This is a genomic window from Roseomonas sp. AR75 (assembly GCF_005222815.1).
In the GTDB taxonomy this organism is placed as follows: domain Bacteria; phylum Pseudomonadota; class Alphaproteobacteria; order Acetobacterales; family Acetobacteraceae; genus Falsiroseomonas.
Window position 1 is genome coordinate 702,724 of the sequence record NZ_STGB01000001.1, and the last position, 22,433, is coordinate 725,156.

At 70.2% G+C, this 22,433-nt stretch carries 21 protein-coding genes; 12 read left to right on the top strand and 9 right to left on the bottom strand.

The genetic code is table 11. The features are described from left to right. Position 1: 1 nt before the first annotated feature. Positions 2–568, top strand: coding sequence for a protocatechuate 3,4-dioxygenase subunit alpha (gene pcaG / locus E4T13_RS03235; protein ID WP_170984770.1), 567 nt, complete (start codon positions 2–4; stop codon positions 566–568). Between the two features lie 9 nt (positions 569–577). Here pcaG and E4T13_RS03240 read toward each other — a convergent pair whose 3' ends face one another. Further along, positions 578–1,456: a TauD/TfdA family dioxygenase gene (locus tag E4T13_RS03240; RefSeq protein WP_137176793.1), complete on the bottom strand. Its 879-nt coding sequence runs from the start codon at positions 1,454–1,456 to the stop codon at positions 578–580. A 110-nt stretch (positions 1,457–1,566) separates the two neighbouring features. On the opposite strand from E4T13_RS03240, the gene E4T13_RS30745 reads away from it, so the two are divergent. The 6 genes from E4T13_RS30745 (at position 1,567) to E4T13_RS03270 (ending at position 7,518) form a co-directional block, all read left to right on the top strand. Continuing rightward, the gene (locus tag E4T13_RS30745; protein ID WP_137176794.1) at positions 1,567–2,298 is read left to right on the top strand and encodes a FadR/GntR family transcriptional regulator; all 732 of its coding nucleotides are present in this window, start codon (positions 1,567–1,569) and stop codon (positions 2,296–2,298) included. Positions 2,299–2,326: 28 nt separating this feature from the next. Next, positions 2,327–3,631 carry an ABC transporter substrate-binding protein gene (locus tag E4T13_RS03250; protein WP_137176795.1) on the top strand — a complete coding sequence of 435 codons (1,305 nt, stop codon included), beginning with the start codon at positions 2,327–2,329 and terminating at the stop codon, positions 3,629–3,631. Between the two features lies 1 nt (position 3,632). After that, positions 3,633–4,499 carry a carbohydrate ABC transporter permease gene (locus E4T13_RS03255; protein WP_137176796.1) on the top strand — a complete coding sequence of 289 codons (867 nt, stop codon included), beginning with the start codon at positions 3,633–3,635 and terminating at the stop codon, positions 4,497–4,499. Beyond that, the gene (locus E4T13_RS03260; protein WP_137176797.1) at positions 4,499–5,329 is read left to right on the top strand and encodes a carbohydrate ABC transporter permease; all 831 of its coding nucleotides are present in this window, start codon (positions 4,499–4,501) and stop codon (positions 5,327–5,329) included. The genes E4T13_RS03255 and E4T13_RS03260 overlap by 1 nt, the downstream gene beginning before the upstream one ends. Continuing rightward, complete coding sequence (locus tag E4T13_RS03265) at positions 5,329–6,420, top strand: ABC transporter ATP-binding protein (RefSeq protein ID WP_137176798.1); 1,092 nt, start codon at positions 5,329–5,331, stop codon at positions 6,418–6,420. The genes E4T13_RS03260 and E4T13_RS03265 overlap by 1 nt, the downstream gene beginning before the upstream one ends. A 99-nt stretch (positions 6,421–6,519) precedes the next feature. Next, positions 6,520–7,518, top strand: coding sequence for a hypothetical protein (locus E4T13_RS03270; RefSeq protein WP_137176799.1), 999 nt, complete (start codon positions 6,520–6,522; stop codon positions 7,516–7,518). Here the strand turns inward: E4T13_RS03270 and E4T13_RS03275 are convergent. After that, positions 7,515–8,312 (bottom strand): hypothetical protein, encoded by a 798-nt coding sequence (locus E4T13_RS03275; RefSeq protein WP_137176800.1) that lies wholly within the window; start codon positions 8,310–8,312, stop codon positions 7,515–7,517. The genes E4T13_RS03270 and E4T13_RS03275 overlap by 4 nt on opposite strands. A gap of 251 nt (positions 8,313–8,563) precedes the next feature. Here E4T13_RS03275 and E4T13_RS03280 point away from each other — a divergent pair, with 251 nt between their 5' ends. Together E4T13_RS03280 and E4T13_RS03285 are read left to right on the top strand one after the other, a co-directional pair. Further along, the gene (locus E4T13_RS03280) at positions 8,564–9,574 is read left to right on the top strand and encodes a helix-turn-helix domain-containing protein (RefSeq protein ID WP_137176801.1); all 1,011 of its coding nucleotides are present in this window, start codon (positions 8,564–8,566) and stop codon (positions 9,572–9,574) included. A gap of 128 nt (positions 9,575–9,702) precedes the next feature. Further along, positions 9,703–12,240: an arylsulfatase gene (locus E4T13_RS03285; protein ID WP_137176802.1), complete on the top strand. Its 2,538-nt coding sequence runs from the start codon at positions 9,703–9,705 to the stop codon at positions 12,238–12,240. 55 nt (positions 12,241–12,295) lie between these two features. Here E4T13_RS03285 and E4T13_RS03290 read toward each other — a convergent pair whose 3' ends face one another. The 4 genes from E4T13_RS03290 to E4T13_RS03305 all read right to left on the bottom strand — a co-directional run bounded on the left by E4T13_RS03290 (position 12,296) and on the right by E4T13_RS03305 (position 16,268). After that, the gene (locus E4T13_RS03290) at positions 12,296–13,804 is read right to left on the bottom strand and encodes a tripartite tricarboxylate transporter permease (RefSeq protein ID WP_240790966.1); all 1,509 of its coding nucleotides are present in this window, start codon (positions 13,802–13,804) and stop codon (positions 12,296–12,298) included. Beyond that, positions 13,801–14,349: a tripartite tricarboxylate transporter TctB family protein gene (locus E4T13_RS03295; RefSeq protein WP_170984771.1), complete on the bottom strand. Its 549-nt coding sequence runs from the start codon at positions 14,347–14,349 to the stop codon at positions 13,801–13,803. The genes E4T13_RS03290 and E4T13_RS03295 overlap by 4 nt, the downstream gene beginning before the upstream one ends. 19 nt (positions 14,350–14,368) lie before the next feature. Beyond that, a complete protein-coding gene (locus E4T13_RS03300; RefSeq protein ID WP_137176804.1) occupies positions 14,369–15,379 on the bottom strand; it encodes a tripartite tricarboxylate transporter substrate binding protein in 1,011 nt (336 codons plus the stop codon). 73 nt (positions 15,380–15,452) lie between these two features. After that, entirely contained in the window at positions 15,453–16,268 is an 816-nt protein-coding gene (locus tag E4T13_RS03305) for a GNAT family N-acetyltransferase (protein WP_137176805.1), read from the bottom strand. Positions 16,269–16,347: 79 nt separating this feature from the next. Here E4T13_RS03305 and E4T13_RS03310 point away from each other — a divergent pair, with 79 nt between their 5' ends. Genes E4T13_RS03310 through E4T13_RS03320 form a run of 3 tightly spaced genes read left to right on the top strand, consistent with a single transcriptional unit; the run spans position 16,348 to position 19,603 of the window. Next, positions 16,348–17,358, top strand: coding sequence for a Gfo/Idh/MocA family protein (locus tag E4T13_RS03310; protein WP_170984772.1), 1,011 nt, complete (start codon positions 16,348–16,350; stop codon positions 17,356–17,358). Continuing rightward, complete coding sequence (locus tag E4T13_RS03315) at positions 17,358–18,176, top strand: sugar phosphate isomerase/epimerase (RefSeq protein ID WP_137176807.1); 819 nt, start codon at positions 17,358–17,360, stop codon at positions 18,174–18,176. Before E4T13_RS03310 ends, E4T13_RS03315 begins: the two co-directional genes overlap by 1 nt. Beyond that, entirely contained in the window at positions 18,176–19,603 is a 1,428-nt protein-coding gene (locus tag E4T13_RS03320) for a mandelate racemase (RefSeq protein WP_137176808.1), read from the top strand. The genes E4T13_RS03315 and E4T13_RS03320 overlap by 1 nt, the downstream gene beginning before the upstream one ends. Positions 19,604–19,613: 10 nt before the next feature. Here E4T13_RS03320 and E4T13_RS03325 read toward each other — a convergent pair whose 3' ends face one another. The 3 genes from E4T13_RS03325 to E4T13_RS03335 are packed head-to-tail and all read right to left on the bottom strand — an operon-like array spanning position 19,614 to position 22,414. Further along, positions 19,614–20,594 carry a tripartite tricarboxylate transporter substrate binding protein gene (locus tag E4T13_RS03325; RefSeq protein ID WP_170984773.1) on the bottom strand — a complete coding sequence of 327 codons (981 nt, stop codon included), beginning with the start codon at positions 20,592–20,594 and terminating at the stop codon, positions 19,614–19,616. A gap of 1 nt (position 20,595) precedes the next feature. Continuing rightward, entirely contained in the window at positions 20,596–21,435 is an 840-nt protein-coding gene (locus tag E4T13_RS03330; protein WP_137176810.1) for an aspartate/glutamate racemase family protein, read from the bottom strand. Between the two features lie 7 nt (positions 21,436–21,442). Further along, positions 21,443–22,414, bottom strand: a complete 972-nt coding sequence (locus E4T13_RS03335) for a tripartite tricarboxylate transporter substrate binding protein (RefSeq protein WP_137176811.1) — start codon at positions 22,412–22,414, stop codon at positions 21,443–21,445. Positions 22,415–22,433 lie beyond the last annotated feature (19 nt).

Here is a 22,433-nt window from a genome sequence, read left to right on the forward strand (position 1 = left end):
GATGCATCCCACCTCGCAGCAGACGATCGGGCCGTTCTTTCCCGCGCAGTTCTTCGGCGCGGCCGACCACGACCTGACGCGCATCTCGGCGGACGCCGCACCCACACGGCGCGGCGAGACCGTCCTGCTGCGCGGCCGCGTCACGCGGCAGGGCGGGCTGCCCTGCGTGAATGCGGTCTTGGAACTGTGGCAGGCCGATGCCGCCGGGCGCTTCGCCGGCGAGGCAGAGGCGGATCCGGATTTCCTGGGCTGGGGCCGGGCCTGCACCGATGCGGATGGCCGCTACGCCTTCCGCACGCTCATGCCCGGCGGGTTCCGGGATGGACTCGGCGCGCGCGCACCGCATGCGAACGTCACCGTGCTCGGCAGCGGGCTGATGCGCCGCGTGCTGACCAGCGTGTTCTTCGACGATGCCGCGGCGGTCGGCGATCCCGTGTTGGCGCTGGTGCCTTCCGACCGGCGCGCGCTGCTGATCGCCACGCCGGAGGGCGAGTCGGAAGGGCTGCGCGCCTTCCGCTTCGACATCCGCCTGCGCGGCGAAGCGGAGACGCCGTTCTTCGAGGTGTAGCCCCGGCCTTCAGGCCGGCTTCTCGCCCTTCACCACCACGCGGTGCAGCAGGCGCCGCATGCTCGGGTCGAAGGCGCCGCGCTGGTGCATGGTGCAGCGGTTGTCCCAGATCATCAGATCGCCGACGCGCCAATGCTGCGTCCAGCGGAAATCGCCACTCATCACGTGGTCCCACAGAGCATCGAGAAGCTTTTCGCTCTCCGCGACCTCCATCCCCATGACATAGGCGTTGAAGCGCTTGCCGAGATAGAGCGATCTGCGCCCCGTCACGGGATGCGTCCGCACGATCGGGTGCACGGCGCCGGCGATGTCGCGGATGTCGCCGCTTTCCGGCGCGACCGTGCCCGGCCGCTGCTTGCCGGAGGAGACATAGACCGCATCGTGCTTGATGCTGCGTCCCTCCACGGCCTGCTTCAGGTCATCGGGCAGCGCGGCATAGGCGGCTTCCATGTTGATCCAGCTTGTGTCGCCGCCCCCATCGGTCGGGATCTCCAGTGAGCGCAGCAGGCTCGCCGAAGGCGGCGTGTCGATGAAGCACATGTCGCTGTGCCAGTCGGCCTCGCCGGCGCCGAGTTCGCCGACCGGCTTTCCGTTCTCGATGATGTTGGAGATCTTCACGATCTCCGGGATGCCCTCGACATAGACCTTGCCGGTCAGCCGCGTGCCCGGGTTGAAGTCGAGTTCGCCGAAGCGGCGGCCGAGCGCGACATGGGCATGGTCGTCGATGGTCTGGTCGCGGAAGCGCAGCACCAGGTGGTCCAGCCAGGCCTGGCGGATCACCGCGAACTCCGCATCCGACAGAGTCGCGAGGTCCACGCCCTCGACATCGGCGCCGAGCGCCGCACCGGTCGGACGGATGCGGATGGCGGTTCCGGCGTGATCCAGCATGGCGTTCCTCCTGCGTCGCGGGCCAAGGCTTACCGCTTGGGGAAGTCTCGCGTCAAGGGAATTGGTCAGACCGGTTGACGGGCCAGTCCGGCCAACCTTACCCTCGCGGCATGCCACCTCGGCCAAGCCCGGACCTGCCGCCGCTGCGCCTCATCCGCCCCAAACGGATGTACGAGCAGATCGCCGAGCAGATCGAGGCGCTGATCCGCGACGGCACCTTCGCACCCGGCAAGCGGCTGCCCGGCGAGCGCGAACTGGCCGAGCGCGTGGGCATCAGCCGGCCTTCGCTGCGGGAGGCCCTGATCGCGCTGGAGACCGCCGGCCTGATCGAGACGCGCGTCGGGGACGGCACCTATGTCCGCGCAGACCTCTCCCCCACGCCGGTCTTCCCGCTCGCGACGGGGCGCGACCTCGGCCCCGGCACGCTCGAGCAGTTCGAGGCGCGTCGCGCGCTGGAATGCGCGGCAGCCGAACTGGCGGCCCAGCGCGCCGGCGCCGCCGAGCGTGCGGTGCTGCAGGAAAGCCTCGACCGCATGCATGCGCTCGTCGCGCGCGGCGAGAACCCGGCGGAGGAGCATCGCGTCTTCCACGTCGCGCTGGTGGATGCCGCGCACAACCAGATCTTCTCCCGCCTTGTGCGCGAACTCTGGCGCGCGCGTCAGGGCGCGATGTGGGAGACACTGCGGCTGAAGGTGGAGAATGCCGAGAGCTGGCGTGCCGGCCTCGTCACGCGCGCGCAGCTGATGGAAGCGCTGGCGGCGCGCGACGGCGCCGCGGCGCGCGCGCTGATGGAGGCGCACTTCCACCGCGTCGGCCGCAAGTATTTCGACCCGGGCGAATGACCCGGGCAGGGAAGGGAAGGGAACGAGCATGACGGCACGCATCACGCGACGCGGCGCGCTGGGGACGGCGCTTGCCCTCTCCGCGCCCGCCATCGGCAGCGCCCAGTCGCCGACCACCATCACCATGTGGACCTTCCTCGACCCCAACCGCCCGGGCGGGCGGGAGACCGCGCTGAAGCAGATCATCGCCAGCTTCGAGCAGGCCAACCCCAACCTCCGCGTGCGCGTCGAGCCGCAGGTCTGGACCACCATGGCGGAGCGCTTCGTCCTCGCCGCGAATGCGCGCAACGCCCCGGACATCGTCTGGGTGAACGACCAGAACCTGGCACTGCTGGCCGAATCCGACGCGGCGGCCGATCTCAAGCCGATGGTGGATGCCTGGCCGCAATCGCGCCGCGACGACCAGGTGCTGCCCGCCGCCTTCCGCGCCGCCACCATGAACGGCAAGCTGCAGGCGGTGCCGCTGATGGCCACCAGTTCCGTGCTGATGGTGCGCCGCGACCTGCTGGCGGCAGCCGGCAAGACGATGGAGGACCTCCGCACCTGGGATGGCGTGGTGGAGGTCGCAAAGGCGATGACGAAGGACACCAATGGCGATGGCCAACCGGATGTCTGGGGCATTGGCCTGGGCCTTGCGACGGAGCGCTTCTCCTTCACGCCCGCCATCCTGGCCGCTGTCGGCCTGCAGGGCGGGCTGTTCGGCGATGGCTGCCGCGCCCGCCTGGCCACGCCGGATGTCGCGCGCGCCATCCAGTGGCAGGCCGACCTCATCCTGAAGCATCGCGTCACGCCACGGGAGGCGGTGGCAACCACCTCGGACGACGCGATCGACCAGTTCGCCGCCGGCCGCTACGGCATGCAGGTCATTGCCAACTCGCGCTTCGAGCAGATCCAGCGCACCGCCGCGGGCTGGAACAAGGACGCGCTGACGATGGCGCCGACACCGGGCTGGACCGCCGACAGGCCCGGCCCGCAAATCCTTGGTGGCTGGTTCGGGGTGGCCTGGCGCGGCTCACCCCGCGTGCGGGAAGCCGTGCGCTTCATCGACCACATGTCCAGCGCTGATTCGATGGCGCTGTGGAACCTGCCGGGCCAGCAGGTGCCCATGCTGAAGTCCATCGCCGCCCGGCCGGAGATGCAGGAGCAGCGCTACGCTCATCTGCGCCAGATGGCGGAATTCTTCGCGCGCTCCGGCTACTCCATGCCCAGCACCTGCGCCTGGTCGCGCACGCTGGCGGACTTCAACCTTGCGACGCAGCAGGTCGTACTGGGGCAACGCACCGTCATGGAGGCCCTGCGCATCGCCGAGCGCGCGACGCAGGACCGCCAGTAGCTTGCGTCGCTCCGAGCGTTTCGTTCCCTACCGGCTGCTGGCGCCGGCACTGGCGCTCGAACTCGTGCTGGTGCTGGGGCCGCTGCTGGTGGGGCTTTGGTACAGCCTGCACAACGTGCGCTTCTTCCGCGTCCGTGGCTTCACGGGGCTGGAGAACTACACGCGCCTGCTCGAATCGGAAGAGGTGCTGAACGCGCTCTGGGTGACGGCGGTCTTCGCCTTCTTCGCGCTGTTCCTCACCTTCATCCTGGGCTTCGCGCTGGCGATGTGGCTGGAACGCGATGGGCGCTTCAACACCGCGATGCGCGCCGTGGTGCTGGTGCCCTACATGATCGCGATGCTGGTCGGCTCCATGCTGCTGAAGTGGGTGTTCAGCCAGGAAGGCGGGCTGGCGCCGATGGCGCTCGGGCCGGTCGGGCTCGGCGAGGTGTCGATCCTCGGCGACCCCAAGCTGGCGATGGCGGCGCTGGTCTACAACGCCATGTGGCGCGACGGCGCCTTCGCAATGATCATGCTGCTGGCGGGGCTGAAGGCGATCCCGCCTTCGCTGCACCTGGCGGCGCGGGTGGACGGGGCAGGGGCCTGGATGCGCTTCCGCCGCATCACCCTGCCGCTGATGCGCATCCCCATCCTGATCACGCTGATCCGGCTGCTGGTGCACTTCGTCAATATCCTGACCTTCCCGCTGATCCTGACCGGCGGTGGCCCTTCCGGCGCGACCGAGGTCGTGGTGCTGAAGGTCTTCCGCCTCGGTTTCGGCGACCATCTGCTGGGCCAGGCGAATGCGCTGGCGCTGATGGTCTTCCTGGCCAACCTGCTGCTTGTCGGCGTGCTGCTCGCGCTGTTCCGTCGCGCGGGGCGCATCTGATGCACGGGCTGATCCTGCGCCGGCGCATCGGCCGCGGCCTGGTGAACCTGCTCATCGCCGGCTTCGCGCTGTTCCCGATCCTCTGGGGCCTCTCCTCCTCGCTGAAGCCGACCGAGCGGATCGTGGAGTTCCCGCCGCGCCTGCTGCCGGACGAGCCGACGCTGGAGCATTACGCGCGCATCTTCCAGGACGATGCCGCCTTCTACATTCTGAACAGCGGCCTTGTCTCCGCGGCGACGGTGGTGCTGACGCTGATCCTCGGCGCGCTCGGCGGCTATGCGCTGGCACGCTACGACTTCCGCGGCCGCAGCCTGACCATGATGGCGACCGTCGCGGTGATGAGCATCCCCATCGCCTCGCTGCTGGTCCCTACCTTCACGCTGATCTCGGTGCTCGGCCTGTACGACACGCGGCTTGGCCTCGTGCTGCTCTACACCGCCTACCAACTTCCGGCGGCGATCTGGATGCTCTACGGCTACTTCATGTCCCTGCCGGTGGAACTGGAGAACGCCGCGCGGGTTGATGGCTGCTCGCCCACGCGCACGCTGCGCAAGGTGGTGCTGCCGCTGTCCAAGCCAGGCCTGGTCGCGGCGGCGCTGTTCATCCTGGTCTTCGCCTGGAACGACTTCGTCGTGGCGGTGACCATGACCTCCTCGCAGGAGGTGCGCACCTTCCCGGTGGCAATCTACTTCTACCTGGGCTTCTACGGCCGCGAATGGGGCCCGCTGCTGGCGGCCTCGCTGGTCTCGATCGTGCCGATCATCGCGGTCTTCGTGTTCCTGCAGCGCTATTTCATGTCCGGGCTCACCGGCGGCGGGGTGAAGGGCTGATGGCGGCGGTGAGCTTCGAAGGCGTTTCCAAGCGCTATGGCGAGGTGGTGGCGCTCGATGCGTTGGACCTGGAGGTGCGGGAAGGCGAGTTCGTCTCACTGCTCGGCCCCTCCGGTTCCGGCAAGTCCACCACGCTGAACCTGCTGGCTGGGCTGATGGATGCCGATGCCGGGGTGATCCGCATCGGCGGCCGCGACGTCACGGCGTTGCCGCCGGAACGCCGCGACATCGCGATGGTGTTCCAGAACTACGCGCTCTATCCGCACCTGACCGTGTTCGAGAACATGGCCTTCCCGCTGGAAGCACGAAAGCCGAAGCCGGCGGCCTCGGCGATCCGCGCGAAGGTGGAGCAGGTGGCCGGCGTGCTCGGCATCGGCATGCTGCTCGCGCGGTATCCGAAGGAGATCTCGGGCGGCCAGCAGCAGCGGGTCGCGCTGGGGCGGGCGATGGTGCGCGACCCGACGGTGTTCCTGCTCGACGAGCCGCTGTCGAATCTCGACGCCCGCCTGCGCATCCGCATGCGGCGCGACCTGAAGGCGCTGCACCACGCCATCGGTTCCACCATCGTCTATGTCACGCATGACCAGGCGGAGGCGATGACGCTCTCCTCCCGCATCGCGGTCTTCGACCATGGGCGCCTGCAGCAATACGCGACGCCGGCCGAGATCTACGACCGCCCCGCCAATGTCTTCGTTGCCAACTTCGTCGGCGACCGGGAGACCAATTTCCTCGATGGCAGCCTGTCCGCGGAAGGCGAGGAGCTGGCCTTCGCCTCCGCCCTCGGCCGCGTCCCGCTCGGGCGGCCGCGCGGCGCGCTGGATGCCCGCGGCCCGCTGCGCCTCGGCGTGCGGCCGGAGGCGGTGGGCGTGCTGCCGGACCCCGATGCGCCGCTGCGCGTGACGCTGGCCGAACTCTCGGGCGCCGACCTGTTCCTGACGATCCGCGCGGCGGACGGGCTGGAAGTGGTCGCCCGCGCGGACCCGCGCGCCACCCGTGTGGCGGAGGGCGACGGCGTCCGCCTGGCCTTCGACCCCTCGCGGCTGCACCTCTTCGATGCCGGAACCGGTGTCGCCATAGCCCACGGCACCTGATTCCGGCGCTCCCGGCGTTGCGCCGGGACCGAGGCCCGGACATTCTTGCGGCGCTCTCTGTGGGGGTGGACCTTGGAGTTGCGCCGCGTCGGCGATTCCGTGCCAGCGATTCTGCTTGCGCTTGTCCTGGCCGCTCCGCCGGCTGCGGCGCAGGATTCCGGCGGCGCCACGCTCGGCGACCGTCTTCAGGAGCGGCTGGACGCGTTCCGCCAGGGGCTGCAGTCGCGTCGCGGCGGCGTGCTGGGCCTCATGGGCTACAACATGATCCCCGACGGCTCCGCCAATGCCATCCAGCTCAACCGCGCGAGCGCGAGCGGCGGAGAGCAAGGCGACCAGACCCTCACGCTCAGCCAGTTCGGCTTCGGCTTCACCGTCAGCGAGTCCTTCCCGCTCTGGCTCGAGATCTATGCCGGCTATGCACGTTACGACCCGCGCGCGGTGTTCGGCACTGGTGAGGCGGCTCGGGCGAGCCCGCTACGCTGGAACAACTTCGCCACCACCATCGGCGTGGGCTACGACATCAAGCTGGTGGAGAATCTCTGGCTACGTCCGATCGTGAACCTGGCGGCAGGCTATGCGGCCGGCGACGCGACGCTGTTCGGCCAGTTCATCAATCTCCGCACCGACCGCGACATCGCCCTGCTGACGGACCGGCACATCAACGTCGCCGGAATCGGCGGCGCGCTGATGCTGGCCTATTACGACTACCGTCCCGAGCGCGACATCGACGTGGAGCTTCGCTACACGCAGCTTCAATTGCAGACCGTGGGCGACACGCCGGAAGGCGTGCAGGGCCGCTCCACGCCGCAGACCCTCGGCCTCTGGGCCCGCTATCGCTGGCCAACTGGGCGGGAGATGTTCGGCCGCCCGATCCGCTGGGTGCTGGACGGCAGCGCCACCGGCTATCTCGGCGACCAGCGGGAAGCGATCGGCTTCGACTGGGCGGTGAAGGTCGGCGGCGGCATCGAATTCGACACCGGCCGCCTCGAATTCGGCGCCGCGGGCATCAACCTGCAGCGCGTCCGACTGGTGGCGCGCTACCTCTTCGCCGACAACAACATCACCGGCTACTCGATCGGCCTCGGGATGAGCTTCTAGAAGCGGAAGGTCACCCCCAGGAACGGGCCGCTCATGCCCAGGTCGAGTTCGACATCCTCGCGCTTGTAGTCGATGTAGATATACCGCCAGCCCGCCCGCGCCACGATGTTCGGCCGGATCGCCCAGTCGAGCGACCCGATGGCCTGCCAGGTGAGCTGCGATCCCGTGTCGAAGCCGCCGATATCGGCATAGCCGGCCAGCGAGAAGCTCTCGCTCAGCCGCACCTGGGCGCGCGTGGCGATGATCGGGTCCACCCAGTTCGGCGAACTGCCGGCGGAGCGCCCGGCGAGCAGGCCCTGGTTCGCGGAGATCGTCGTGTCGATCCACCAGGCCCGCATGCCGCCGCCGACATCGATCCAGTAGCGGTCATCCTGCACCACGCGATACAGGCCGATCAGCGAGGCCTCGGTGGTGGTCAGCCGCACGTCACCGCCGCGCACGGCGATGCTGCGCGGCGAATTGAAGCCCTGCTCGTTGTCCAGGTACATGAAGTCCGCGACGATGCCGAAGCGACCGCGCCGCGCCTCCGCGGTGGCCATCGCGGCGAACTTCAGGCTGTCGAAGATGTCGCTGAAATCGGCCGAGAAGTCGCGCGTGCCGCCGCGCGGCAGGACGACGTCGCCGCTGACGCCGGCGAACCAGAGGTAGGGCGTGATGGAGAACTGCCAGCCCTCGGCGGCACTGGTCTGGGCCGTTGCCGGCGTTGCCGCCGCAAGCCCGGCCATGAGGCAGGCGGCGGCAAGGCCAGCCTTGCCTCTCCGGCGAGACCCGCTGCCGATCCCGTCGGCGCTCATCCGCTGCAACATGCCACCCCTCCAACCCGCCCGCGCGCGACTCGGCTCCGGCATGGGCCGGGCGATGCAGGGAGGCTAGCCGCGGGCCGGGGCTGGCGCACCTCGACATCGTATCCGTATTGGGCGAAGCGCACGCAGGCGGCGGACCGGTGCTACACGGCGTTTCGCTTGAACCGCCAATCGGCGCGGCGTTGAAATGCTTCTCGCAGGTGCAAGCTGCGCAGGGCGTCTCGGCTATTCAGGAATCCCCAATGCTGTCTCCCTTTAAGGGCGCGCCACCCCTCGGCTTCGATCTCAGCACCGGTGACCACGACGAGTTCGCAGCCTCGCTGCTGGGCGGAAGCTTCGACTGCACTGCCTTGCCCGGCGGCCCGTTCCATGCGCGCCTTCGCATCCTTTGCGTCGGCGACATGGTCGTGCAGCATGGGGAAAACGGGGCGCATGCGATGCGCGGTGCCATGGCGCATGGCGTCTCCGCGCTCGTCGTGCCGCTGCAGTATCTGCATGGGCCGGCGCGGATGAACGGGTCGGAGGTTCTGGCGACGGAAGCCTTCCTCGCGCCGGGCGGCGTGGAGTTCAACGGCCATACCCCGGGGCGGCATGCCTGGGGCGCTCTGGCGGTTCCGACCTCGCGCATGGAATCCTGGCTCGAACTTGCCCAGCCCGCGATCCGCGAGCGCGGGGAGGCTTCGGTGCTCGCCATCCCGCCCGCTGCCGCAGCCGACCTGCTGCACATGCTGTCCTCCGCCGCCGAGATGGCCGCGCGCATGCCGGAGGCTCTGTTCGAGCCGGGCTGCGCGCAATGCCTGGCCGATTCGCTCGGCGACGCGATGCTGGAGGCGATGACCGGCGGGGCGGTGCTGCTGCCGCGCGGCCGCGCGGCACGCGAGGCGCAGCGCGTGGTTCGCGCGGCCGAGGACTTCCTCCGTGCCCAGATCAGCCGCCCGATCTACCGCGAGCATCTCTGCGCAGCGCTCGGCGTCTCGCTGCGCAAGCTGCACGACGCCTTCATCGCCACCGTGGGTGTCAGCCCGCAGGTCTATCTGAAGACGCGCCGCCTGGTGCTGGTGCGGCGCGCCCTGCGCCAAGCGGCCGATCGCAAGGCGCTGGTGAAGTCCGTGGCCCTGGCGCATGGCTTCTGGCACCTGGGCCACTTCGCGCGCGACTATCGCATGATGTTCGGTGAGTCGCCTTCCGTGACGGTGGACGCCGCGCTGGCGCGCGGGGCGCCGCGCAGCAGCGAGGCGGCGCGCGCCGCCTGACGGTCACAGCGAATTGCCCAGGGTGGATAGTGAAAGAGAATGACCGGCCCGGCCGCCGCGTGTGGGATGTGCGGCGGTGGGCGGCGCTGCCAGGCGCGGGTTGTGCCGTGCGCGGGCAAGAGGGGGACATGATGCGATCTCAAGGTGGATTTGCGCGCCGGACGCTGCTTTCGGCCACCGCCTGCCTGGCCCTGGCCGGGACCGCCTCGGCGCAGGTGGTGCGGGGAACGCCGGGCACCCCGGCCGCGGTGATGACGCCGCAGGGGCTGCAACTGCCCGCACCCTCGCCGCCCTTCACCGGGACGATCCTTCCCAACGCCGTTGACAGCAGCCCCGCCTGGCCGCCGCAGGTGATGCCGCCGGCCCGCGCGCCGAACGTGCTGCTGATCCTGACCGACGACGTCGGCTACGCCGCACCCTCGACCTTCGGCGGCGTGATCCCGACGCCGACGCTCGACCGGGTGGCGGCGGCGGGCCTCCGCTACACCCAGTTCCACACCACCGCGCTCTGCTCGCCCACGCGCGCGGCGCTGCTGACCGGGCACAACCACCACCAGGTCGGCTTCGGCAACATCGCCGAGCTGTCCACCGGCTATCCGGGCTACAATGCGATCATCCCGCGGGAGACGGCGACGGCTGGCGCGATCCTGCAGGAGAATGGCTACGCCACCGCCTGGTTCGGCAAGAACCACAACGTGCCGCCGTGGGAGGCGAGCACCGCCGGCCCCTTCACCAACTGGCCGATCGGCATGGGCTTCGACTACTTCTATGGCTTCGTCGGCGGCGACACGAGCCAGTGGCAACCCGGCAACCTGTTCCGCAACACCACGCCGATCCATCCCTATGTCGGCAATCCCGGCTTCAACCTGATCACCGCGATGGCCGATGACGCCATCGGCTATGTCAGGACCCAGACGGAGATCGCGCCCGACCGCCCCTGGTTCGTCCACTACGCACCCGGCGGTACCCATGCGCCGCACCACCCGACGCGCGAATGGGTGGAGCGGATCGAGGCGATGCACCTGTTCGACGACGGGTGGGAGAAGCTGCGCGAGCGCATCTTCGCCAACCAGCAGCGGCTCGGGGTGCTGCCGGCCGGCGCCGAACTGACCCCCTGGCCCGATTTCCTGCAGCGCTGGGATACGCTCTCTGATGTCGAAAAGCGGCTGTTCATCCGCCAGGCCAATGTCTACGCCGCCTACCTGGCCTACACGGACAACGAGATCGGCCGCGTCATCGCCGAAGTCGAGCGCCTGGGTCAGCTCGACAACACGCTGATCATCTACATCAGTGGCGACAACGGCTCCTCGGCCGAGGGCTCGCTCAACGGCACGCCGAACGAGGTGATGTATTTCAACGGCGTCGCCATGGATGCCGAGCGCCAGATGCGCTGGTACGACGCCTGGGGCACCGACCAGACCTACAACCACATGGCGGTCGGCTGGACCTGGGCCTTCGGCACCCCGTACCGCTGGACCAAGCAGGTCGCTTCGTACTTCGGCGGGACGCGCAACGGCATGGCGGTGTCCTGGCCCGCGCGCATCGCCGATCGCGGCGGCATCCGCCACCAGTTCCACCATGTGATCGACATCGTGCCGACGATCCTGGACGTCGCGGGCATTCCGCAGCCGCGCTCGGTGAACGGCATCCCGCAGCGGCCGATGGCGGGCACCAGCATGGCCTACAGCTTCCCGCGCGAGGCCGCTGCCGCTCCCTCCACCCGGCGTACCCAGTATTTCGAGATCCTCGGCAACTACGCCATCTACCACGATGGCTGGATCGCCAGCACGGTGCCGCCGGCGCCGCCCTGGGACTCCCTGGCGCCGCGTCCGACGGATGTCATGAACGGGCTGCGCTGGGAGCTGTTCAACCTGGCGCAGGACCCATCCCAGGCGCATGACCTCGCCGCCCAGCAGCCCGACCGGCTGCGCGATCTGCGCGAGCTCTTCATCATGCAGGCCACGCAGAACCAGGTCTTCCCACTGGACAACTCCACGCTGACCCGCATGATCGCGCCGCGGCCGGGGCCGGCGGCGGGGCGCACGCAATTCGTCTATACCGGGACGTCCTGCTGCACCCAGGCGAATGCCGCGCCTAACATCCTCAACCGCTCCTACCGTATCACCGCCGAGATCGAGGTGGCGGCCGGCGGCGCGAGCGGCATGCTGGTCACGCAGGGCGGCCGCTTCGCGGGCTGGGGCTTCTACCTGAAGGAAGGAAGGCCGGTCTTCACCATGAACCTGCTCAACCTCGAGCGGGTGAAGTGGGAAGGGCAGCAGGCGCTGCCGGCCGGGCGCCACACGCTGGTGTTCGACTTTACGCTGGACCCGCAAGGGCCAATCCCCTTCGGCCATGGCGGCACCGGCGTGCTGTCGGTGAACGGGCAGGAGGTGGCGCGCCACACCCTGCCCAAGACCACGCCCTTCACCTTCGCCTGGGACGAGACCTTCGATGTCGGCATGGACACCGGCACGCCGGTGGACGATGCCGACTACCAGGTGCCGTTCGCCTTCACCGGGCGCATCGGGAAGATCACGGTGAATCTCGGCGACAGCTCGGTGACGGCGGAGTCGGTGGACGGCTTCCTGCGGGCGATGGCGTTGCGCGCCCGCGATGCGGAGCGCGCCGCCCCGGGTGCAGCGCCGGCGGCCCAGCCCCGACGCTGACCCGAAACACGACCGGCAGACGGAGCAAGGGCGGCCCGCAAGGGCCGCCCTTTTTCTATGCGGCGGTGCCCCGCCGGAACGGCGCGGCCAGCCGGCCGAACAGGCCAGGGATGGACCACAGCGCCGCGAACAGCGTCAGCGCGCACAGCACCGCGCTGATCGGGCGGGTGAAGAAGGGCGTGATGTCGCCGCCCGTCAGCGTCAGGCCGCGCAGCAGGTTCTTGTCCAGCAGGTCGCCCAGCACGATGCCCAGCACCAGCGGCGCCATGGGGAAGCGCAGCTCCCGCAGGATGAAGCCGACCAGCCCCGCGCCCAGCATCACCCAGATGTCGAACAGGCGCGACGTGATGGCGAAGGCGCCCACCGTGCACAGCACGAAGACCACCGGCATCAGCCGCGCCCGCGGGATCAGCAGCACCCAGAGCAGCGGTCGCACCAGCACCAGGCCGTAGACCAGCTTCACCATGTCCGCGACGATCAGCATCGCGACGATCTGGTAGATGAATTCCGGCGCGGTGATCGCCAGCATCGGCCCGGGATTGAGCCCGTGGATCATCATCGCCGCCATCAGCACCGCCGCCGGCGCGCTGCCGGGCACGGCGAGCGTCAGCACGGGGATGATCGCGCCGGGGACGCAGGCGCTCTCGCCGGTCTCGGCGGCCATCAGCCCCTCGACGCTGCCCTTGCCGAACTTCTCCTTCTCCGCGCTGGCGCGCTTGGCGGCGGCGTAGCTGGTCCAGGCGGCGATGTCCTCGCCGAGGCCGGGCATGGCGCCGATGAAGGTGCCGAGCCCGCCGGAGCGCAGGATGGTGCGCCAATACTGCGCCACGTCGCGGATGCGCGGGATGACGCTGTCCATCTTGGAACTGACGGCCTTCACCGCCGGCCCGCGCATGGAGTTCAGCACCTCCGCCACGCCGAACACGCCGACCAGCACCGGCAGCAGCCCAAGCCCGCCGGCAAGATCGGTGTTGCCGAAGGCGAAGCGCGGATAGGCGTGGTTCGCTTCCTGCCCCACCGTCGCGACCAGCAGGCCGAGGAAGCCCGCGATATAGCCCTTCAGCGGATCGCCGCCCGAGAGCGACCCGGCGATGACGATGCCGAACAGCGCCACCCAGAACATCTCGTAGCTGCCGAATTGCAGCGCGAACTCGCCGAAGCTCGGCGCGAACAGCGCCAGGATCATCGTGCCGAACAGCGTACCGAGCCAGGAGCCGAGGGTGGAGATGCCCATCGCCCGCCCCGCCAGCCCCTGCCGCGCCAGCGGGAAGCCATCCAGCGTCGAGGCCGCGGAGGCCGGCGTGCCCGGGATGTTCAGCAGGATGGCTGAACGCGATCCGCCATAGATCGCGCCGACATAGACGCAGACCAGCACCAGCATCGCCACGTTGGGGCCCATGCTGAAGGTCAGCGTGGTCAGCAGCGCGACGCCCATGGTCGCGGTCAGCCCCGGCAGCGCGCCGACGACGATGCCGATCAGCACCGCCCAGAAGGCGTGGAACACGGCGCCGCCTGCGAACACATGGGCGAAGCCCGCCCCGAGCATGGAGATCGGATCGCTCAAGGCAGGCGCACCAGGAAGATGCGTTCAAAGACGTAGAGCACGGCCAGCCCGGTGCCGAGCCCGATCAGCGCCGCCTCCGCCAGCCGGCGCGGCCGCCCCTTCGGCCCGCGTTCCCATTCGAAGACGGCGGTGAAGGCGAAGACGAACAGCGCCGTCGCCATCCAGAAGGGCAGCCGCCCGACCAGAAAGCCGGCATAGAGCGTGCCGAGCGCCGCCGCGGTGAACAGCCGCCGCGTGTCGCCGCCCGCCCGCTTCGCCCGCGCCGGCTGCGCCGCCAGGGCGCCGCGGCGGATGGCGCGCAGCCCCAACAGGATCGCCAGCAGCGAGATGATGGTGGCATGGAAGCCAGGCACGATGCCCGGTGCCGTCAGCCCGGTCTGCGACTGCTCGACGAAGGTCGGCATCCGCCAGGCCAACGCGATCACGCCCAATCCGAAGGCCAGCAGCACCGCCGCGGTGATCAGGTCCCACCGCGGCGGCAACGGTGCGCGGTCGCCGGAGAAGGGGCTTTCCGCTTCCTCCTCCGGCGCCTGCGGCGCCGTCACGCGCCGATCCCGGCGCAGATCAAAGCCGCTGGATCCCCAGCGTGTCCGGGCTCACCTTGGCCGTGCCGCCGTCGAAGTAGAGCCAGGCGGTCTGCCGCACCATCTTCCAGGCTTGGTCGAAGGCCTCCTGCCCATGCAGCGGCGCGAACACCGCGGCGCGCTGCGCAGCGTAGTCCTTCAGCCGCTGGCTGTTCGCGATCTTGTCGCGCCAGACCTGGCCCATCGTATCCACCACGTTCTGCGGCACGCCCTTCGGGCACCAGATGCCGAAGTAGTTCAGTGGCGCCGGGATGTTCGGCAGCCAGCGCGTGATGGAGGGGATCTCGCCGAAGCCCTGCAGCGTCACCGGCTGCTCGGCCTGCACGGCCAGCGGGATCAGGCGGCGCGCGCGGATCATCTCGGCCGCTTCCACCAGCAGCACGGCGCCCATCGGCGTCTCGCCGCTGACGGTCGCGATCATCGCGGGGTTGCCGCCATCGTAGGTGGCGTGGCGGTAGTTGATGTTGGTCGCCGCCTTGATCGCCGACATCATGTTGTGGCCGGCCGAGCTGACGCCCGCCGTCGCCACCGCCAGGCTCGCGCCCCGGCTGCGGAAGGCCTCCATCGCCGCGCCGAAGTCGCGGATGCCGGCCTGCGGATTGGCGACGAGGATGTTCACATTGGCGACCGCGAAGAACAGGTTCCAGTCCGCCAGCATCGTGTCGAGCAGGCCGAGCACCTTGTAGCAGCCGACATCCACCGCCGCGCCCGCGGCCCAGGTATAGCCGTCCTTCTCCGCGGCCAGCGCGTTGCGCGTGCCGATCGAGCCCGAGGCACCGGGCTGGTTCACCACCACGAAGCGCTGGCCGAGCGCGGCTTCGAGTTCCGGTGCGACGAGGCGCACCATCTGGTCGGTGGAGCCGCCGGCGGCCCAGGGCACGATGATGGTCACCGGCCGCTCCGGCTTCCAGGCGGCCTGCGCATGGCCGAGGCCGGGCATTGCGAGCGTCGCCGCGCCGGCGGCGAGCAGGGTCCTGCGGGTGGTCGTCATGTCGTCCTTCTCCTCCCTGGAGCGCTGGTAACCCGACGGTTACCGCCGATGGTGCGGTGGCGGAAGCGAGGCGTCAACCGAACTCGGCCCCCGCCATGGCAACCAGCGCCTGCGCCCGGCCCGGCGGTGCTTCGCCGAGCGTCATGCGGGTAAAGCGACGCAGGCGTTGCGCGCCCTTCGCTTCCAGCGCCGCGGCCAGGACCTCCTGCGCATCCGCCAGGTCGAGCAGCGCCGGCCCGCCGATGGCCCGCTGCGCGGCGCCGATCAGCGCCGCCGCCGTTGCGGGCGACTCCGTGACCACGGGCCCGATCTGCGGCAGGCGATGCCCGTCGCGCCCGACGCAGAATCCGTCGGCCGCCACCCAGGCCGCCGCCGGCAGGCGCCGGGCGAAATCGCGCAGCAGCGCCGCGCGCGGCGCGCCGAAACCGTCGGCATCGGCGCGCAGCACTGCCGGCCAGTCGTCCTCCCGCAGGGGATGCGCGGCGCCGGGCGGCGCATCGAGCGGATCGCCCAGGCGCCAGCGCGCGAAGCCGAAGGCATCCGCGAACCCGAGCCGGCGATAGACCTCCCGCCCTTCGGGCGTCGCATCCAGCGCGATGCAGCGCGTGCCGGAAAGCGCCTTCACCGCCCAGCGCATCATCGCGGTGGCGAGGCCGGCGCGGCGCCGGTCCGGCCGCACCAGCACCATCGAGATCCAGGCAACGTCTCGCCCGAAGGGCAGCACCGCCGCGGTGGCGGCCAGGCATTCGGGATGTCCGTCATCCAGCGCCTGCACTTGGCCCTGCCGCAGGAAGACGCGCCAATCCTCTGCCGTCTGGTTCCAGCCGACGGTGGCGGACAGCGCGACGGCGCGCGGCAGGTCGTCTTCTGTGAGCGGGCGCGGTGGCATGGGCGCGCAGGCTTCCGCGTTGTGCCGGTGCGGTCAACCACGGCTTGACGACGTTGCGGCTGCGGCCTTGGCTGCTGCCATGCCGCGCATCCTGCTCATCGGCTGCGGCGCCTTCGGGCGCGTCCACGCCGCGGCGCTGGCGCGGCTCGGCGTCGCGGCGCTCGGCTACGACCCGTCGCCTGCGGTGCGCGCGATGCTGCCGGGCCTGCGCTTCGTGGACAGGCTGGAGGACGGGCTGGCCGCCTGCGACGCCGCCATCGTCGCCACGCCGCCGGACACGCATCGCGACGTGGCGGCGGCGGTGCTGCGGGCCGGGCGGGACCTGTTCCTCGAGAAGCCCGCCACGGTGACGGCGGCGGAGAGCGCGGTGTTGGACGCGATGGTGCGCGAGACCGGCCGCATCGCGCAGGTCGGGCTGTATTTCCGCTTCCATCCGAAGGCGCGGGCGCTGCATGCGATGCTGCGCGGGGGCGAATTCGGCCGGCTGCATCACCTCTCCGCGCGCATGTCCGGGCTGAAGCGCGCCCGCCCCGATTCCGGCGCGTTGCTCAACGACGCCGTGCATTTCGCCGACCTGTTGCCCTGGATGGCTGGCGAGGCGCCGTCCCGTGTCTTCGCCACGCTGTCCGATCCGCTCGGCCGCGGACGGGAGGACCTGGCACTGATCCAACTCATCTTCCCCTCCGGCGCCACCGGCTTCATCGAGGCCGGCTGTGTGCTGCCCGGCGAGCACGAGGACGCCGTGGTGCCCGGCGCGGAGACGCGCAAGCTGCTGGCGGTGGCCGGCCGCGACGCCCTTGCGCAACTCGATTTTGCGGCCGAGCGGCTGGTGCTGCGCCGTGGCCGACACGAGCCCGCGCCCGGCGGCGCCTGGCTGCCGCGGCATGCGGCGCGGGAGACCGTGGACGCGCCGGCGCTCGACCCCGTCGGCGTCGTCACGGCCCAGTTGGACGCCTTTCTCACGGCGGTGCGCACGCGCGCCCCGCAGGGGCCGGGGTTGCAGGAAGGCGGCGTCGCGCCGCTCGTCATCCTGGACGCGGCGCGGCGTTCGGCGCAGGAAGGCCGCGTTGTCGCGATCGGGGAGGGATGATGCGCATCGCGCTGTGCAACGAGGTCGTCGCCGGCCTCGGCTTCCGCGAACAGGCACGGCTCGCGGCCGGCCTCGGCTATGCCGGGCTGGAAGTCGCGCCTTTCACCTTGGATGCCGAGGCGCCGCATCGGCTGCCCGCGTCGCGCCGCGCGGAACTGCGCCGCATCGCGGAAGGGGAGGGCGCGCCGATCACCTCGCTCCACTGGCTGCTGGTCGCACCCACCGGACTGTCCATCACCAGCGGCGACCCCGCGTTGCGCACCCGCACGCTGGATGTGGTGCAGCGCCTGATCGGCCTCGCCGCCGATCTCGGCGCGACACTGCTCGTGCATGGCTCGCCGAAGCAGCGCCAGGTGGAAGCCGATGGCGATGCGGTACGTGCCGAGGAGGTGATGGCGAAGGCGGGCGCCTGGGCCGCGCAGCACGGCCTGACCTATTGCCTGGAGGCGCTGGATTCACGCCAGACCAACTGGGCCACCACCGTCGTGGAAGCGATCGCGATCGTCGAGCGCATCAACCTGCCCAGCCTCAAGACGATGCTGGACGTCAGCGCCGCCGGCAATGGCGAGGCCGAGCCGGTCGAGGCGCTGCTGCGCCGATACGTTCCTTCCGGCTGGATCGCGCATGTGCATCTGAACGACCGCAATCGCCGCGGCCCCGGCCAGGGGGATGACCGCTTTGGCCCCGTGCTGCGCGCCCTGCATGACACGGGCTATCGCGGCTTTTGCGCGGTGGAGCCCTTCGACTACCACCCGGATGGCCCGACCTGCGCCGCCCGCGCGATCGGCTACCTCTCCGGCCTGATGGAGCCAGCCTGATGGACGCGCCGCGCTTTTCCCTCGTCGAGACGCAGCGCCTCGAATGGCCGTTCAAGCTGCGGATGCCCTTCCGCTTCGGCGTGATCACCGTGACGCATGGCCGTCAGGCGGTGGTGCGCGCACGCATCCGGCTGGAGGATGGGACGGAGCATTGGGGCGTCGCAGCCGAAACCCTCGCCGCGAAGTGGTTCGACAAGGATCCCGCGCTGTCCGATGCGCAGAACGAAGACCAGCTTCGCCGCGCGCTGGAGATCGCGACGGAGGCCACGCGCGCCGCCGGGGCCAATACGGCGTTCGGCCATTTCGCCGACACCTATCCGCAGGTCACCGGAGCCGGCGCGGCAGATAAGCTGAACCCGCTCGTCGCCAGCTACGGCCGTGCGCTACTGGACCGCGCGATGCTGGATGCGCTGCTGAAGGCGAAGGCCGTCTCCTTCTGGTCGGGCATGCGCGCCAATATCGGCGGCATGGCGCCGCATGCCGTGGCGCCCGACCTCGCCGGCTTCGATTTCGCCGCGATGCTCGCCGGCCTCGATCCCCTGCGCCGCATCCACGCCCGCCACACCGTCGGCCTGGTGGACCCGATCACCGCCGCGGACCAGACGGAGCGTGTGGATGATGGCCTGCCCGAGACGCTGGAGGAGGTCGTCGCCACCTACGGCCACCGCTACTGGAAGCTGAAGGTCGGCGGCAATGTCGCCGCCGATGTGGAGCGCCTGTCGCGCATCGCCGCGGTGCTGGACCGACTGCATGGCGGCTACCACGCCAGCCTGGACGGCAACGAGCAGTACGAGGATGCCGAGGGCGCGCTGGCGCTCTGGCGCGCCATGGAAGCCGAGCCGCGCCTGGCGAAGCTGCGCAACTCCATCCTGTTCATCGAACAGCCCGTGAAGCGCGCCCGCGCGCTGGAAACGGGCATGAGCGCGCTGGCCGCCGCGCGGCCTGTGATCATCGACGAAAGCGATGGGCCGCTGGATGCCTTCGTCACCGGAAAGGCGCTCGGCTATGCCGGTGTTTCGTCCAAGGCGTGCAAGGGCGTCTGGCGTTCCCTGATCAACCTCGCGCGCTGCCGCGCCTGGAACGCGGCGGACGGGCGCGACCGCTACTTCATGTCGGCCGAGGACCTGACGACGCTCGCCGGTGTCTGCGTGCAGCAGGACCTTGCCCTGGTCTCGCTGATGGGCCTGCCGCATGTCGAGCGCAACGGCCACCATTTCGTGGACGGCTTCGCCGGCCGCCCGAAGGCCGAGGCGGTACGCTTCATGGAAGCGCATCCCGATCTCTACGCCGACACGCCACGCGGCCCGCGCCTGAAGATCCGCGACGGCGCGCTCGACATCGCCTCGCTCGACACGCCCGGCCTCGGCGCGACCGCCGAGCCCGACTACGCGGCCATGGAAGCGATGCCGCGCGCGACCTGGCCCTGAGCCGCGCGATTCAATCGCTGCGCAGGCCGGCCGCGCGCACAGCCTCGCGCCAGCGCTCCAGATCCTCCAGGAACATCGCGGAGGCGGCCGCCGGGCTTTCGGATGGCGCCGGCTCCGTGCCGCCATTGCGCAGGATCTGGCTGACCTGCGGATCCTCCACCGCCGCCACCGCAGCCTTGCGCAGCTTCTCCAGGATCGGCGCCGGCGTGCCTGCGGGGGCAAGGATCGCGTACCAATTGTCCGCCTGGAATCCCGGATAGGTCTCCGCCACGGTGGGCAGGTCCGGCAGGGCCGTTGCGCGCCGCGCATTTCCCACTGCGATGCCGCGCGCCTGGCCGTTGCGGATCAGCGGCAGCGCGACGCTGATGCCCATGAAGCCCATGTCGATGCGGCCCGCGATAAGGTCGTTGATCATCGGCGCCGCACCCTGGTAGGGCACGTGCAGAAGCTCGATCCCGGCGCGGGCGGCAAGCGTCGCCGCGCTGAGATGGTTGATGCTGGCCGGGCCCGCGGAGCCATAGGTCAGCTTGCCCGGCTGCGCCTTCGCCAGCGCCACGAGTTCCGCCAGCGTGTTCGCCGGCAGGTCCTTGCGCACCACCAGCACCGAGGGGCTGGAGACGAGCTGGGTCACCGGCGCGTAGAGCTTCAGCGGATCGTAGCCCGCCGGCCCGCGCGCCAGGGGATGGATCGAGACGGTGCCGGGCGAAGCCACCAGCAGCGTATAGCCGTCCGGCGCCGCCTGCGCGACATGCGCGGCGCCGATCGTGCCGTTCGCCCCCGCGCGGTTCTCGATGACCACCGGCTGGCCGAGCGTCGCCTGCATGTGCTGCGCGATGGGGCGGGAGGCAAGGTCGATCGGCCCGCCCGGCGGCCAAGGCACCACCAGGCGGATCGGCCGGTTCGGATAATCGCCCGCGCCCTGCGCACGCGCCGCGGCGGGTGCCAGCAGCGCGGCGAGCAGTGCGACGCGGCGATCCAGGATCAGCGTCATCTCAGCCCTCCCCCTCCAGCGCGCCGACGGCCTTCCACATCTTGTCCATGCCGTAGAAGCGCATGACATCGGCCACGCGCTCCGGCGGCGGGCGCCAGTTCTTCTGGCCCTGCCGGCTGCGCGAGAGCCCGAACTGGCGCTTCAGGTCCACCATCACCTCCGCCAGCTTGTAGGTAACGCCGACGCCGTCGATGATGGGTATCTCGTCCACGCGGTGGATGCCGTTGGTGGTGAGGAAGATGTTCTGTGGCATCTCGCCGGGGATGATGACGTCAGCGCCGGTTTCCTTGCTGAAGTCCCGCACCGTCTGCTGGAAGCGCTCGATCACCTCGCCCGGCGCCGCGAAGCCGCCGAAGATCTTCTTGTACGAATAGCCGGAGGCGACGACGCCAGCGAAGCTCTTGCCGAGCCCGATACTATCCAAAAAGTCCTGGATCTCGCCGCCGAGCTGCGGGGCGAAGCGGGTGATGCCGAAGCGGTAGCCATACATGGTCGCGAAATGCGCCGCCGCCTCCAGGTAGTTCACCACGGGGATGTCCACCAGCGCGCGGATCTCCGGCAGCATCACGCCCGAAAGGTAGCTCATCACGAAGGCGTCGAAGCCCTGGCGCTCCGCGGCATAGGCTGCCGCCATGGGCTGCGCGCGATGCATCAGCGCCAGCGGCCGGTACTGCAGCTCGTCGATCGGGTAATCCGTGGCATAGGTGCCGCGGAGGATGCCGTGCATCACCACCTCGGTGTCCGGCCGGACGACGGAGCGCAGATGCTTCTCCGTCGCCGCGCGGTACTCCGGCAGGTCATCGAAGATCACCAGGCCCTGGTGCCAGATGCGCATCGCCATGGCGCGGTCAGCCGATGCGTATGCCGGTGGCGCGCGCAAGCTCGCCCCAGCGCTGCAGGTCGTCGCGGATCTTCTGCGCATACTGGTCGGGCGTCGTCGCCTCGATGCCGAAGCCCTGCGCTTCCAGCGCGGCGGAGATCTCCGGCGTGCGGATCGCCGCGGCGAAGGCGCGATACAGCTTGTCGATGATCGGCCGCGGCGTGCCGGCGGGCGCCATGATGCCGTACCAGGAATTCACCTCGAAGCCCGGCAGCGTCTCGGCCACCGTCGGCACGTCCGGCAGCTTGACCGAGCGTCGCGGGGTGGAGACGGCGATGATGTTCAGCTTCCCCGCCTGCGCCTGCGCGATGGCGGCGGAGAAGTTGATGAAGGCGAAGTGGATGCGCCCGCCCAGCAGGTCCGTGATGACCGGCGCGGCACCCTGATACGGCACGTGCAGCAGCTGCACCTTGCCCATCAGCGCCATCATCTCGCCGGCCAGATGCGTGGTGCTCGCCGGGCCGACCGAGCCATAGCTGAGCTCGCCGGGCTTCTGCTTCGCCAGGTCGAGCAGCTCCTGCACCGTGCGCGCGGGCACGTCCGGCCGCACCACCAGCACGATCGGCCCGGAGACGAGCTGCGTGACCGGCGCGAAGTCGCGCAGCGTGTCGAATTGCAGGCCGGACGCGAAGTTGGGGCTGATCGCGACCGGACCGACATGGGAGAAGAACAGCGTGTAGCCGTCGGGCGCGGCGCGCGCGACGAAGGTGGCGCCGATGGTGCCGTTGGCGCCGGGCCGGTTCTCCATCACCACGGGCTGCCCCAGCAGTTCGCTCGCCTTCTGCGCGACAGGGCGGCCGACCGTGTCGGCGGGGCCACCGGGCGTCCAGGGATTGATCAGGCGGATCGGCCGCGTCGGAAAATCCTGCTGCGCGAAGGCCGGCGCGGCGGCGAGCGCCGCTGCCGCGGAGAGCAGTGTCCTGCGGGTGAATTCTGACATGGCCTGTTCCTCCTGTTTG